This is a genomic window from Lentzea kristufekii, assembly GCF_033949925.1.
Lineage (GTDB): Bacteria > Actinomycetota > Actinomycetes > Mycobacteriales > Pseudonocardiaceae > Lentzea > Lentzea kristufekii.
This window is the reverse complement of the sequence record NZ_JAXAVV010000019.1, coordinates 22,063-34,285: the sequence shown is the minus strand read 5'-3', so window position 1 is coordinate 34,285 and position 12,223 is coordinate 22,063. Positions and strand designations below refer to the sequence as shown.

Below are 12,223 nucleotides of genomic sequence, written 5' to 3'. Positions count from 1 at the left end.
GTGGACGTCGAGCACGTCGTCGGCCTGCCGCACCCGCGGCTGCGGCCGTTCGTGACGCGGTACTCCGGGTATCGGATGCGCACCGAGCCCGGCGTCCACCGCGGCCTGCCGTCGCGCTCGCTGACCCTCGTGGTCACGATGGACGGCACGGTCGACCTGTCCGAGGGCCGCTTCGCCACGCTGTGCGGCGGGTTGCACGACGAGGCCGTGCTCATCACGCACGACGGGTTCCAGCACGGCGTCCAGTGCGACCTCACGCCGCTGGGGATGCGGGCGTTCTTCGGCATGCCGGCGGGTGAGCTGGCGGCGACCACGGTGGAGCTCGACTCGCTCGACGCTCCTGCCGCCGAGCTGCGTGAACGGCTGCGGGACGCGCCGACGTGGACGGATCGGTTCGCGCGCCTGGACGAGGTGCTCGGCAGGCTGGTCAGGCCGGTGCGGCAGCAGGTCGAGCTGGCGTGGGCGTGGCAGCGGCTCGCGGCGGGGGTGCCGGTGGCCGAGATCGCCGCCGAGGTCGGGTGGAGCCGGCAGCACCTGAGCGCGCGGTTCGCGGCCGAGTACGGGCTCACGCCCAAAGTCATGGGCCGGGTGATGCGGTTCGAGCGGGCGAACCGGATGCTGCGCGGCGAGCGGCGGCCCACGCTGACCGAGGTGGCCGCGGCCTGCGGCTACACCGACCAGGCGCACTTCAACCGCGACTGGCGCGCGTTGTGCGGGGCGACCCCGACCGAGTGGATCGCGGCCGAGCTTCCATTCGTACAAGGCAGCGAGCACGGTCAGGGCGCAGAGTTGCCGTCATGAGCACACCCACACCTACCTGCTGGCCCTGTCTGTCCTATCAGGATGCTCCCGCCGCCATCCGCTTTCTGGTGGAGGCGTTCGGGTTCTCCGAACATCTCGTCGTGCCTGGAGAGGCCGACGGCGAGGTCGTGCACTGCGAGATGGTCTGGCCCGAGGGCGGCGGGGTCATGCTGGGGTCCGCCGTGCGGTCGGTCGGCGAGGTCGAGGCGACCAAGGCCGGCGCCGGATCGATCTACGTGGTGACCGACCGGCCCGACGAGATCTACAAGCAGTCACTGGCCTGCGGGGCCACCGAGATCCGCGGCCTGCGCGACGAGGACTACGGTTCGCGCGGCTTCACGGTCGCCGACCCCGAGGGCAATCGCTGGAGCTTCGGCACGTATCGCGGAGCGTGAGGCAACCCGCACGCACCGTTTGGAGTCTTCCTGGGTGGAGAGGTTCACACCTAGGGGAGGACACGTGCGCTTGGCACGATGTTTGGTGATCACCGCTCTCGCCGCCGGGCTGCTCAGCCCGGCGACGACGGCACAGGCGGAACCGTCGAGAGCGCAGAGGACCTCGACCATCACGCTGATCAGCGGTGACAAGGTCGTCGTCACCGAGCGCGGGGAACTCGTCCGGGTCGAGGGGCGGCCCGGCGTGCAGTTCGCCCAGTACGTGCAGAACGACCATCAGTACGTGGTGCCGGCGGACGCCATCGACGCGGTGGGGCAGGATCGCGTCGACAAGCGCTTCTTCGACATCACCTCGTTGCACGCCTACGGGTACACCGACGACAAGATCGACCGGATTCCGTTGCTGAACAACGGTTTCCGCGCGGCGGGTGCGGTGCCCAAGAAGGACGCGGCCCAGCAGTGGACGGCGCGGCGCACGAGCGCGTTGCGCGCCGAGAAGCTGTGGCTCGACGGCAAGTCGCAGATCTCGCTGACCGAGAGCGTTCCGATGGTGGGCGCGCCGGCCGCGTGGCAGGCCGGGTTCGACGGCACCGGCGTCACGGTCGCCGTGCTCGACACCGGGTACGACCGGAACCACCCGGAACTCGCGGGCGTCGTCTCCGTGTCGAAGGACTTCACGCCGTCCGGCATCCAGGACGACATCGGCCACGGCACGCACGTCGCGGCCACGATCGCCGGTCGCGGCAGCCGGTACGTCGGCGTCGCCAAAGGTGCTTCCCTTGCCGTGGGCCGGGTCTGCGAGGCCTCGTACTGCTTCGACAGCGCGGTGATCGCCGGCATGGAGTGGGCGGCGCGTGAGGTCAGGGCCGAGGTCGTCAACATGTCGCTGGGCGGTGACCAGTCCGACGGCTCTGATCCGTTGTCCCGCAAGGTCGAGGAGCTCACCGCCGAGACCGGCGCGCTCTTCGTGGTCGCGGCGGGCAACTCGGGAACGTTCCGCAAGGTGTCCTCGCCGGCCGTGGCGGACTCGGCGCTGGCCGTGGCCAACCTGACCAAGCAGGGCGCGGTGGAGGAGATGTCGTCGCGCGGCCCGCGGCTCGGCGACCACGCGGTCAAGCCGGACATCGCGGCGCCGGGCACGGACATCGTGGCCGCCCGTGCCGAGAACACGCTGTGGGAACACGTCGTCGACGACCTGCACGCGCGGCTGACCGGCACGTCGATGGCCGCGCCGCACGTCGCGGGCGCGGCGGCGGTGCTGGCGCAACGCAACCCGTCCTGGACCGCGGCCGAGCTCAAGGCACACCTGATGGCGACGGTGAAACCGGTCGCGGACTCTCCGACGAGCGTCGGCACCGGCCTGCTCGACGTCGGCCGCGCGGTGACCCAGCAGGTGCGTGCCTCCACCGGAAGCCTGTCGTTCGGGCTGCTGGAATGGCCGCACACGAGGACGTTCACGAAGACGATCACCTACTCCAACGCGGCTGCTGATCCGGTTTCGCTGACGTTGCGGCACGACCTCGGCGCGGACTTCTCCGTGCCGTCGTCGGTGACCGTGCCGGCGCGGGGCAGCGTCGCGGTCGACGTCGTCCTGGACCCGCGCAAGGGCAACGGCACGTTCTTCGGGCACGTCAAGGCATCCGGGGCCGGCGTCGAACTGACGACCTCCGTCGGCGCGTACGTGCAGGAGGAACGGCACGCGCTGACGTTGTCGATGATCGGCCGCGACGGCAAGCCCGTCCCGGACGAGTTCGCCGTCGTGGTCAACATGACGACGAAGGAGGCGTCGGTGCTCAGCATCGGGCTGGACGGCACCGGCTCGGCGCGGCTGCCCGTCGCGGACTACGCGGTGCTGAGCCGCATCGACGAGCGGACGCCGAACTACGACTGGTTCGCGCCGATCGCCGCGACCGAGGTGGCCGGCCGCGTCTCGCTGGCGGCGGACGTGTCCGTGACGCTGGACGCCAGGCAGGGCAAGCAGATCGGCGTCGAACTGCCCGAGCGAGACTCGGTGGTCTGGTACCGCGACGCCCAGCTGCGCGTGCCGTTCGCGCCCGGCAAGATCAGCGGTGTCGCGAGCATCATCGACGGCAGGGTTCCGTTGTACGGCCTGTCGTTCGGCGCGCCGCTGCCCGAGCTGACCTACGACTCCGGGCTCAAGGGCGGGCAGCCGCTGGTCTCGGTCCCCGGCGGATTCCCGGTGCGGTACTACGAGAGCAGCAAGTACCTGCCGCCCGGCGAGCACCGGCTCGACGTGGCCGAACGCGGTTCCGACGTGCGCGGCAAGCTCGCTCTCGTCAGGACCGCCGGCGAGGACGTCTACCCGGTCGCGCAGGCGATGAAGGACGCCGGTGCCGTCGCGGTGCTGTGGGCGGGGCCGGTGCCGTTCGGGTACGAGGAGCAGACGGCGATCCCGGTGATCGCCGCGGCGGAGCACCACGTGGCCGTCACACCGGCGACGCTCACGTTGCGGGCCATCGCGGGTTCGCCGGTCTCGTACACGCTGTTCCTGCAGCACAAGGGCTCACTTCCGTTCGGTGTCAAGAAGTTCCGGCACTCGGAGCTCGCGCAGGTCAAGGCGCGCTACCACACGTCCGGCGGGGACGGCTCGGTCAACCAGCGGAACAACCCGGTCGTCAACGGCGCCATCGGCGTGACGCTGGACGAACGGCTCGCCGCTCCGGTGGAGCGCACCGAGTACTTCACCCCGGGCACCTGGTTCCAGGAGGGCTTCGACGGGCGCGCGTCCGGAGCCGGCGACGACCCGATGACGACCTCGTGGGCGCACGTGGACCCGGTGACCTTCCAGCCGGGCGGCAGGTACGAGCGCACGAACCTGCGTGCCGTCACCTCGCCCCGGCTCGGCGGCGCGTCGCTCGTGCCGTGGGCCGACGGCGGTGGCGTCGAACGGGCGGGTGATCTCATCACCACGCGGATCTCGCCGTTCGGCGGGTCCGGCTGGGTGGAGAACTGGCGGCAGACCGGAGGCGGCTACGTGGAGCTGTTCCGCGATGGGACGTCGCTGGGCTTCTCCGACGTGAGGCGGGGCTCGTTCCACGCTCCCGCCCGCGACGGCCGGTACGAGCTGGTGCTGGACGCGTCCCGCGACTCGCTCGCGTTGTCCACCAACGTGAAAACGTCGTGGGAGTTCTCAGCTTCCGCCGACGGCAAGCTGCCGTTGCTGGAGGTCGGCTACTCGGTGCCGCTCGACCTGCGCAACAGCTGGAAGGCAGGGGTGCCGATGCCGGTGAAGTTCACCGCGACGCGTCAGGCGGGGAAGGCGACCGTGCGTTCACTGCAGGCCTACGCGTCGTTCGACGACGGCGTGACCTGGGCTCCGGTGAAGTCGATCGTTCCTCCCGGCGGGAAGGCGGGCGGGTTCGTGTCGCTGCGCGTGGTGGCGGCCGACGCGGACGGCAACACGGTCGACCAGACGGTGCTGAGGGCCTACCGGCTGCGCTGACCGTTCCCTCCACTGAGTGATGTTGTTGTACTGGGCCGAACGGTCGTGCTTCTGTTACGTCTTAGGGCGTAACCGCGCGGCCGTTCGGTCGTTGTAACCCCCTGCGGCACCTGCCCCGCCGTGCGCGAGACGAACCAGGGACGCGGCGTCTCTGCGCCCAGGGCAGGTGCCGCCATTCTCGCTGGCCGGATCGGCGCGTCTGTGGTGGCATTCCCGGTCATGGGGACGTTCGAAGAGCTGGTGGCCGAGGGCGCGGCCGTGCCGCTGGAGGGCTGGGACTTCTCGTGGTTCGAGGGCCGGGCCACCGAGGAACGCCCACCGTGGGGCTACGCGTCCCAGATCGCCGCACGGCTGGGAGCGGTCTCATCGGCGCTCGACCTGCAGACCGGCGGGGGAGAGGTGACGGCGTCGGCTCCGGTGTTGCCGCCGCTGATGGCCGCCACCGAGTCGTGGCCACCCAACGCCCTGGTCGCCGCGAAGAACCTGCCGTTCGTGGTGCGGGCTCCGGACGACGGGCCGCTGCCGTTCCGCTCGTCGACGTTCGACCTGGTGATCTCGCGGCATCCCGTGGTGACGCCGTGGGGCGAGATCGCGCGGGTGCTGCGGTCTGGTGGGACCTACTTCTCGCAGCAGATCGGGGCCGGGACGAACCGGGAGCTGACCGACTTCATGATGGGGCCGCAGCCGGTGAGTCCGGCTCGGAGTACCGCGGCCGCTCGTGCTTCGGCCGAGGCTGCCGGGCTGGAAGTGGTGCGGCTGGAGTCTGTCGCGCTGCGGGTGGCGTTCTTCGACGTCGGTGCGGTGGTGCACTTCCTGCGCAAGGTGCTGTGGACCGTGCCGGGGTTCACCGTCGAGGGGTATCGGGACCGGCTTCTGGCCATGCACGAGCACATTCAGGAGCACGGGGAGTTCGTCTGCACGTCGAGGCGGTTCCTGGTCGAGGCCCGAAAGCCCTGACTCACCCGATGAGCCGCAGGGCGGTTTCCTCGGTGATCGGCACCAGTTCGCCGCGTTCGCGGCCGTCGAGCATGTCGCTCTGGATGTGGCTCAACTTCGAGGCATAGCTGGGGCCACCTGCGTACTGCTGCTCGTTGTGGTGGCCGCTCGGGGCGATCCACGTGCGGACCACCGACGTCGGTCCACCGGCGCACGACCCCGCCGGGGCGTCGAGTTCAGGGTGGAGGTCGGTCAGCAGGGCGTAGTAGTCGTAGCGCGGGCTCAAGCCGGTCCTCGTTCCGCTGGGGCCGACGCCCGGCTCGGCCGCGGCCAGTTCGGTCGTGGGAGCCCAGCCGGGTTCGGTGATGCGGACCTCGTCGTGCGTCTCCGAACATGACACAGCCCCCGCCGGGTCGTGGCGGGAGCTGTGTCATGTTCGAGGCCTAGCGGGGCTGGCGCTCGCGGCGGATCGTCACGCGCTTGCCCTTGATCGTCGCGTCGCGCAGCTGCTCGATCACGTCGTTCGCGGACGTGCCGGGCACCTCCACCAGCGAGAACCTGTCGGCGATCTCGATCGCGCCGATGTCGCGGCCCTTCAGGCCCGTCTCGCCGGTGATCGCGCCGACGATGTCCTGCGGGCGGATGCCGGACGAGCGACCGGCACCCAGGAACAGCCTGGTCATGCCCTCGGACGGGCCACGGCGCTCGCGGCGCGGGCCGGCCGGGACACCGTCGCGGCGCGGGCGGTCCTCGCGCGGGCGCACCTCGGGGATCTCCTCCTCGTCGGCGGCGGCACCCGAGGCCTCGTGCGCGAGCTTGACCGCGGCGAGCGCGATCTCCATGACGTCAAACTCGTCGGCCAGGGTCTCGACCACGACGCGGAACCGCGACAGGTCGTCCTCCAGCAGCGACTCGTGCAGCGACGAGCGGGTCAGCTCCAGCTGACGGGCGCGCAGGTCGGCGACCGTCGGCACCTTCTCGACCGGGATCTTGGTCTTGGTGACGCGCTCGATCGTCTTGAGCATCGAGTTCTCGCGCGGCTCGACCAGGGTGATCGCGACGCCCTCGCGGCCGGCGCGGCCCACGCGGCCGATGCGGTGCGTGTACGCCTCGGGCGCGGACGGCACGTTGTAGTTCACGACGTGCGTGAGCTGCTCGATGTCGAGGCCGCGGGCGGCGACGTCGGTGGCCACCAGCAGGTCGGCCGTGCCCGAACGCAGGCGCGACATGACGCGGTCGCGCTGCTCCTGGCTGATGCCGCCGTGCAGCGACTCGGCGCGGTAGCCTCGGCCGTTCAGCGTCTCGGTGAGCTGGTCGACCTCGTCGCGGGTGCGGCAGAAGACGACGGCGGCGGTCGGCGACTCGACGTCCAGCACGCGGCCGAGGGCGGCGGGCTTGTGCTCGCGGCGCACCAGGTACGCGGTCTGCCGGACGCGCGGGGCCTCGCCCGGCTCGGTCTTCTCGCGCTCGATCTGGATCAGCACCGGCTCGCGCAGGTGGCTCTTGGCCATGCGGTCGATGCGCGGCGGCATCGTGGCCGAGAACAGCACGGTCTGCCGTTCGGCGGGCGTCTCGCTGAGGATCGCGTCGATGTCCTCCGCGAAGCCCATGTCGAGCATCTCGTCGGCCTCGTCGAGCACGACGACCTGCAGGTCGCCCAGCTGCAACGTGCCGCGCTGGAGGTGGTCGATCGCGCGGCCCGGGGTGGCGACCACCACGTCGACGCCGCGGGACAGCTCACGGAGCTGGCGGCCGATCGGCTGGCCGCCGTAGATGGGGAGCACGCGGGCGCCCATGTGGCGGCCGTAGCGGTGGACCGCCTCCGACACCTGCACGGCCAGCTCACGGGTGGGCGCGAGGACGAGTGCCAGCGGCTTCTCGCCCTTGCCGATCCTGTCGGCGATGCGCTCGAGCAGCGGCAGCGCGAACGCCGCCGTCTTGCCCGTGCCCGTGGCCGCCTGGCCCAGCAGGTCGTTGCCCGCGAGCAACGGCGGGATCGCTTCACTCTGGATCGGCGTCGGCTCCTCGTAGCCCAGAGCGTTGAGGGCGTTGAGGAGGTCGGGCCGCAGCCCCAGGTCGGCGAAACCGTTGTCGGCGGAACCGTTGTCGGCGGTGGTCATGGGGAGTATCTTCCCCCACCGCCTCACACCGCACTCACTCAGACCAGGTCAAGACGCCTCTTACGGGCTCACCCGCACGTCCGCGCTGCTCATCACGCCGTTCACCGTGACCGTGATCTTGACCTGACCAGGCCTTATGCCCGTGAGGACGCCGGTGTCCGGTTCGAGCCAGGCGACGTGCCACGGCCTGATCCCGGCCTTGGCGCCCACGTGCAGCCCACGTGACCCTTCCCACACCACGCCCATCGGATAACGCACCTGCACGGACCGGGGTCCCTGTTTCACCGTCGCCGCAACTGTTTCCACGGCCCCGGTGGGCAGGGTGGACGGAGCGTGCAGCTGAAGTGCGTCCACGTGCGGCCGGATCTCGGCTTTGACGCCGTGCTCGCCGACCCCGACCAGCGTCCGGCCGGTGAACCCGCCCGGTTCCGCGGGTGCCTTGCCGGAGTTGCCGTTGATCACATGTGGGACCCCGTCCACAGTGGACGCGAAGAACCCGCCGACGTGCCCGCCGACGAACGCCGTGGGTTTGTCGCGTTCGGACAGCAGTCGCTCGAAGTAGGACGCTTCCAGCCGGTCGGCGAGCTGGCTCGTGCGCGCGGGCGTCGGGTCGCGCGGCGGGTGGTGCATCAGCACGACGGCTTGGCCTTCGGCGGTGTGCAACGCGTTCCGGAGCATCTCCATCTGCTCGAAGCCGCCGCCCCTGATCGTGCCGGTCGAGGAGTCGAGCAGCACGAACCTGGTGCCCCTGTGGTCGAACGTGCGGCTGGTGACGCCGAACTCGCGGCGGAAGTTCTCGATCGTGCCCGGGCCCATGATCTCGTGGTTGCCGGGCACGTAGTACCAGGGGAAGTCGCCGAGCTCCTCGGTCAGCACCCGGCGGGCGAGCGCCAGGTCCTCCGGTGACGCCTCGTCCACGAGGTCGCCGTTGACCACGACGAACTCGGCGCCGGACGCCCTGATCTCCCGGAGGGTGCGGCGGGCGGACCTGACCAGGTCGCTGTCCGGGGCACGCGCCACGAACTGGGCGTCGGACATGACCGCGAACGTCCAGCCCCGCGCCGGGCCGACCACCTCCTCGCGCACGTCCGGGGCGGGCGGCAGGGTGACCGCCGGCGGCACTCTCGCGACGACGTCGTCGAGGATCACCTCGCCTCGGTAGGCGCGGTCGGCCCTGGTCTCGATCGTGGTGAACCTGGTGACCTGGACCGGGAACTCGAGTTCTGGCGGCACCGCGACCTCGATCTGCTGCCAGCCGTGCCAGGTGACGTGGGGGCCGTAGAGCGACCGCGACTGGCCCGTCGAGTCCGTGACGGTGAAGGCCGTCCACTCGCCCTGGCCGCTGCCGTGGACCTGGGCGGCGAGCGACAGGGGTTGCCCGTCGACCCGGAGCGGCTTCGGCGGGACGGCGTGGGCGGTGCGCGTGCCGGTCGACCGCGTGAAGTCGTAGCTGAGCTTCAGGCCCGCGCCGGTGTGGCCGTCCGGTTCCGGTGCCACCTCCCCGGTCGCGCGGGCGGAACCGAACGTCCACTGTGGAGCGTCGTCGAACGTGGCGAGCGGCTGGTCGGTCACCCCGACCGTGACCGCCGTGTGCGTCTCCTTGCCCTGAGCGCGTGCCCTGATCGTGGTCGCGCCGGTGCGCAGCGCCTTGACCTGGAGGTCCGGGGTGACCTCGATGATCTTGCGGTCGTAGCTGAGGTCGAGGTCGGCGCGTTCGATCGGCGCACTGAAGCCCTCGGCGTCGAAACCGTTGATCCGCAACGGCTTGCGCTCGTTCCCGGTCAGGCTGATCCGCGCTTCGGCCGGGGCGATCCTGGCGAGCCGGCCCAGCACGGTGAGTCGCGTGGTCTTGGACGTGAGGCCCTTGAAGGCGGTGAAGCTCGCGGGCCCCGAGCGCGGCGAGGCGTGGAAGGTGTCACCGATGGCCCATCCGCCCGTCGCGCGAGAGACGTGCTCGTCGTTCGCCGGTCCGAACGTCTCGTCGTGGCCGCGCACCGTCATCCTGCGGGTCGTGCCGGGGAAGACGCGGGTGCTCGCCGTCTGGACGTCGAAGCCGGTCAGCTCGCCGGTGCCGGTGGGGGAGTAGAGCGCGAGGCCGTTCGGAACTGGGCGCTCGCCGCCGTCCGACGGTGTGTTGACGACCTTCAGCTCGGTCGTGCCGGGTTCGCGGGCGAGCATGGTCGACGAACCGCCACCGTCGAGGTTGAGCGCGTTGTGCGCGCCCAGCTCGATCATCGCGTCGGCGAGGTCGTCCAGTTCCAGGCCCTGCAGGTGGGCGCCCTGCCGTCCGTCGACGGTGAGCATGTACATCTTCTTGCCGTCCTGCGAGAACCCGACCGCGGTGCGCGGGTGCGGCGGGTCCGCCGGGGCGACGTTCCTGCCGTTCCGGACCAGCAGCTGTCGTCCGCCGATGGCCGTCTTCGGAGTGCTGCCGTCGCTGGTGCGGTTCCGGTAGCTGATCTCCGCTCTGTCGCCCGGCTTCAGAGCCTTGAGGACGTCGGCGCCCTTGTCGCGGCCGACCAGCGCGTACCCTTGGACGGGCTGGTCGCCCGGGCTGCCGACGGACTGCACGACATCGTCCTTGACGATCACTTCGGCCGTGTTGGCCGCGCCCTGCGTCGCGCGCGCTCTGCTGTACGTGCCCCACAACGAGTTGAAGACGCCGATGCCATCAACGTCGATCTGCGCGCTGTTGAGCTGCGTCAGCTCGTGCGTGCCGTTGAGCGTGCCCTCGAAGAACGTCTCCATGACGCTCCCGACACCGGCCGCGTCGATGCCGATCGCCCGGCCCTCGCCGGACTTCCTCAGGTGGCCGTCCTGGATGCCGACGCCTTCCGGCGCGTTGGAGTCGTCGATGTCGAAGAAGTCGCCGTTGATCGCCGCGACGGCTCTGCCCGTCTGCTGCGAGAGCGGAGCGGCCTGGGAGACGGCGCCGGGGTCGACGTACCCGGCCTGGGCTTTCGTGAGGTCGACGGCCAGCGCGTCCCCGCGGACCCAGCCGTCGCGCCGGTACCAGTCGAAGGAGCTGAGCGTGACGCCGGGAGCCACCGGTCTCTCGATCCGTTCGGTCTCGATGCGTCTGACGGAGTCGGCGTGGGCGGGGGAAACGGGCGCAAGGAGGGCCGCGGCGATGGTTACCGCAAGTGCACGTCTCGTCACATCCCGGAACCTAGACTGGTCCGGTGAAGAACCGCCTAACGGTCTGCGCCTCGCACCTGATCACCCTGCCCAGCGCGCCTTTCGGCCCGGTCCGCGAGGCGATCGGCGCCGCACGGGACGCCGTGACGGCGTTCGACCCGGAACTCGTCGTCTTCTTCGGCACCGACCACCGCCGCGCCTTCCGCTCCGTGGTCCCGACCTTCGCCGTCGTCCTGGAGGCCACCGCCCAGGGTGACGTCGCCGGCCCCGTCGGTTCCTACGACGTGCCTTCCGAGCTGGGACGTGCGCTGGTGGCCGACCTCGTGGCGCACGAGTTCGACATCGCCACGGCCTACAGCGCCGCGCTGGACCACGCGTTCGGCCACACGACCCGCGACCTGCTGGGGTCGATCGACGCCAAGCCGGTGCTGCCGATCTTCGTCAACTGCGCCTCCCCGCCGCACGCGACCTTCCGCCGCGCGGCCTCCCTAGGACGCCGCGTCGGAGAGTTCTTCGCCGACCGGCGCGTGCTCTACGTCGGCTCCGGCGGGCTGGCACACGACCTGCCGGGCTTCCGCGAGCCCGAGACCGGCGTGGCGCTGACGGAGGAGGAGCGGCAGGCGTGGATCAAGGACGTCAACGAGAGGGCTCGATCCGAAGGCACGATCCGTGAGCTTGTGCGCACCTGGGACGAGACCTTCCTGGCCGGGGTCGGCGGGACGTCGTGGGAGTGGCTCGACTCGATCGGCGCCGACCTGGTCGAGCGCGGTGGGAACGGCGCCGCCGAGTGCCTGACGTGGACTGCCGCGTGGGCCGCGGGTGGGCAGCCGCTCAGGACGCTGGCGCACGAGTTCGACACCAGCGGCCGCGCCGTGGTGATCAGCTAGCGGGAGACTCCACCGTCGAGAGCATGTCGGCCTCCGCCAGGTAAAGACGGCCGAGGTCGATGAGCAACGTGCCCAGATCGCGATAGTGCTCGGCGCGTTCCAGGTCGGGAATCAGGCCGCACGTGCGCAGCATGTTTTGTGCGAGCAGCTCGCCGAACTGTGGATAAGTCTTCACCACCTCACGCGAGAGGCGTTGAAGAGATATGCGCAGCAGGTCTTCGGTCAGGATTTCCGCGGCCATGGCAGGATCCCCTCGCTCTCTCGCCAGATGCCGTCGCAGTCCCAGCACGTCGGCCACACGTTCTTGTTGGTCCACAGGTCTGGCTCCTGTGGCACAAAGGGATTACCGCACAGGGTCTCGACGAGCCGCCCCCTGGCAGGCTCGTCGGAGATGGCGTGTCGCCGCCCTTCGTGGGGCGTCCATCGAAATCTCACAGGATTATTCTGCAGCTTGGAGGAGCTCCAAGCTAACGCCCTTTTGGG

The 12,223-nt window shown here is 70.5% G+C and carries 10 protein-coding genes; 5 read left to right on the top strand and 5 right to left on the bottom strand.

The annotated features are described in order from the left end of the window. The 4 genes from SK571_RS32220 (at window position 1) to SK571_RS32205 (ending at window position 5,616) form a co-directional block, all read left to right on the top strand. On the top strand, window positions 1-801 hold the full coding sequence (locus SK571_RS32220; protein WP_319987866.1) for a helix-turn-helix domain-containing protein: 801 nt from the start codon (window positions 1-3) through the stop codon (window positions 799-801). Continuing rightward, on the top strand, window positions 798-1,196 hold the full coding sequence (locus SK571_RS32215; RefSeq protein ID WP_319987865.1) for a VOC family protein: 399 nt from the start codon (window positions 798-800) through the stop codon (window positions 1,194-1,196). Before SK571_RS32220 ends, SK571_RS32215 begins: the two co-directional genes overlap by 4 nt. A 64-nt stretch (window positions 1,197-1,260) precedes the next feature. Next, the gene (locus tag SK571_RS32210) at window positions 1,261-4,659 is read left to right on the top strand and encodes a S8 family serine peptidase (RefSeq protein ID WP_319987864.1); all 3,399 of its coding nucleotides are present in this window, start codon (window positions 1,261-1,263) and stop codon (window positions 4,657-4,659) included. A 219-nt stretch (window positions 4,660-4,878) separates the two neighbouring features. After that, on the top strand, window positions 4,879-5,616 hold the full coding sequence (locus SK571_RS32205; protein ID WP_319987863.1) for an SAM-dependent methyltransferase: 738 nt from the start codon (window positions 4,879-4,881) through the stop codon (window positions 5,614-5,616). Window position 5,617: 1 nt separating this feature from the next. Here the strand turns inward: SK571_RS32205 and SK571_RS32200 are convergent, their stop codons facing one another. The 3 genes from SK571_RS32200 to SK571_RS32190 are packed head-to-tail and all read right to left on the bottom strand — an operon-like array spanning window position 5,618 to window position 10,763. Beyond that, entirely contained in the window at window positions 5,618-5,995 is a 378-nt protein-coding gene (locus SK571_RS32200) for a hypothetical protein (RefSeq protein WP_319987862.1), read from the bottom strand. A gap of 43 nt (window positions 5,996-6,038) precedes the next feature. Continuing rightward, on the bottom strand, window positions 6,039-7,715 hold the full coding sequence (locus SK571_RS32195) for a DEAD/DEAH box helicase (protein WP_319987861.1): 1,677 nt from the start codon (window positions 7,713-7,715) through the stop codon (window positions 6,039-6,041). A 60-nt stretch (window positions 7,716-7,775) separates the two neighbouring features. After that, entirely contained in the window at window positions 7,776-10,763 is a 2,988-nt protein-coding gene (locus tag SK571_RS32190; RefSeq protein WP_319987860.1) for a phosphodiester glycosidase family protein, read from the bottom strand. 134 nt (window positions 10,764-10,897) lie between these two features. Between SK571_RS32190 and SK571_RS32185 the strand changes: the two genes are divergently transcribed. After that, window positions 10,898-11,740, top strand: a complete 843-nt coding sequence (locus SK571_RS32185) for a DODA-type extradiol aromatic ring-opening family dioxygenase (protein ID WP_319987859.1) — start codon at window positions 10,898-10,900, stop codon at window positions 11,738-11,740. Here SK571_RS32185 and SK571_RS32180 read toward each other — a convergent pair. Both SK571_RS32180 and SK571_RS32175 read right to left on the bottom strand, forming a co-directional pair. After that, the gene (locus tag SK571_RS32180; protein ID WP_319987858.1) at window positions 11,733-11,981 is read right to left on the bottom strand and encodes a hypothetical protein; all 249 of its coding nucleotides are present in this window, start codon (window positions 11,979-11,981) and stop codon (window positions 11,733-11,735) included. The two genes, SK571_RS32185 and SK571_RS32180, sit on opposite strands and share 8 nt — an antisense overlap. Continuing rightward, window positions 11,963-12,175, bottom strand: coding sequence for a zinc finger protein (locus SK571_RS32175; RefSeq protein WP_319987857.1), 213 nt, complete (start codon window positions 12,173-12,175; stop codon window positions 11,963-11,965). The genes SK571_RS32180 and SK571_RS32175 overlap by 19 nt, the downstream gene beginning before the upstream one ends. Window positions 12,176-12,223: the final 48 nt, after the last annotated feature.

What these genes read in the sequence shown, in the direction of transcription:
- SK571_RS32180 (WP_319987858.1), bottom strand. Translation starts at nt 11,981, where the DNA reads ATGGCCGCGGAAATCCTGACCGAAGACCTGCTGCGCATATCTCTTCAA.
- SK571_RS32215 (WP_319987865.1), top strand. Translation starts at nt 798, where the DNA reads ATGAGCACACCCACACCTACCTGCTGGCCCTGTCTGTCCTATCAGGAT.
- SK571_RS32195 (WP_319987861.1), bottom strand. Translation starts at nt 7,715, where the DNA reads ATGACCACCGCCGACAACGGTTCCGCCGACAACGGTTTCGCCGACCTG.
- SK571_RS32205 (WP_319987863.1), top strand. Translation starts at nt 4,879, where the DNA reads ATGGGGACGTTCGAAGAGCTGGTGGCCGAGGGCGCGGCCGTGCCGCTG.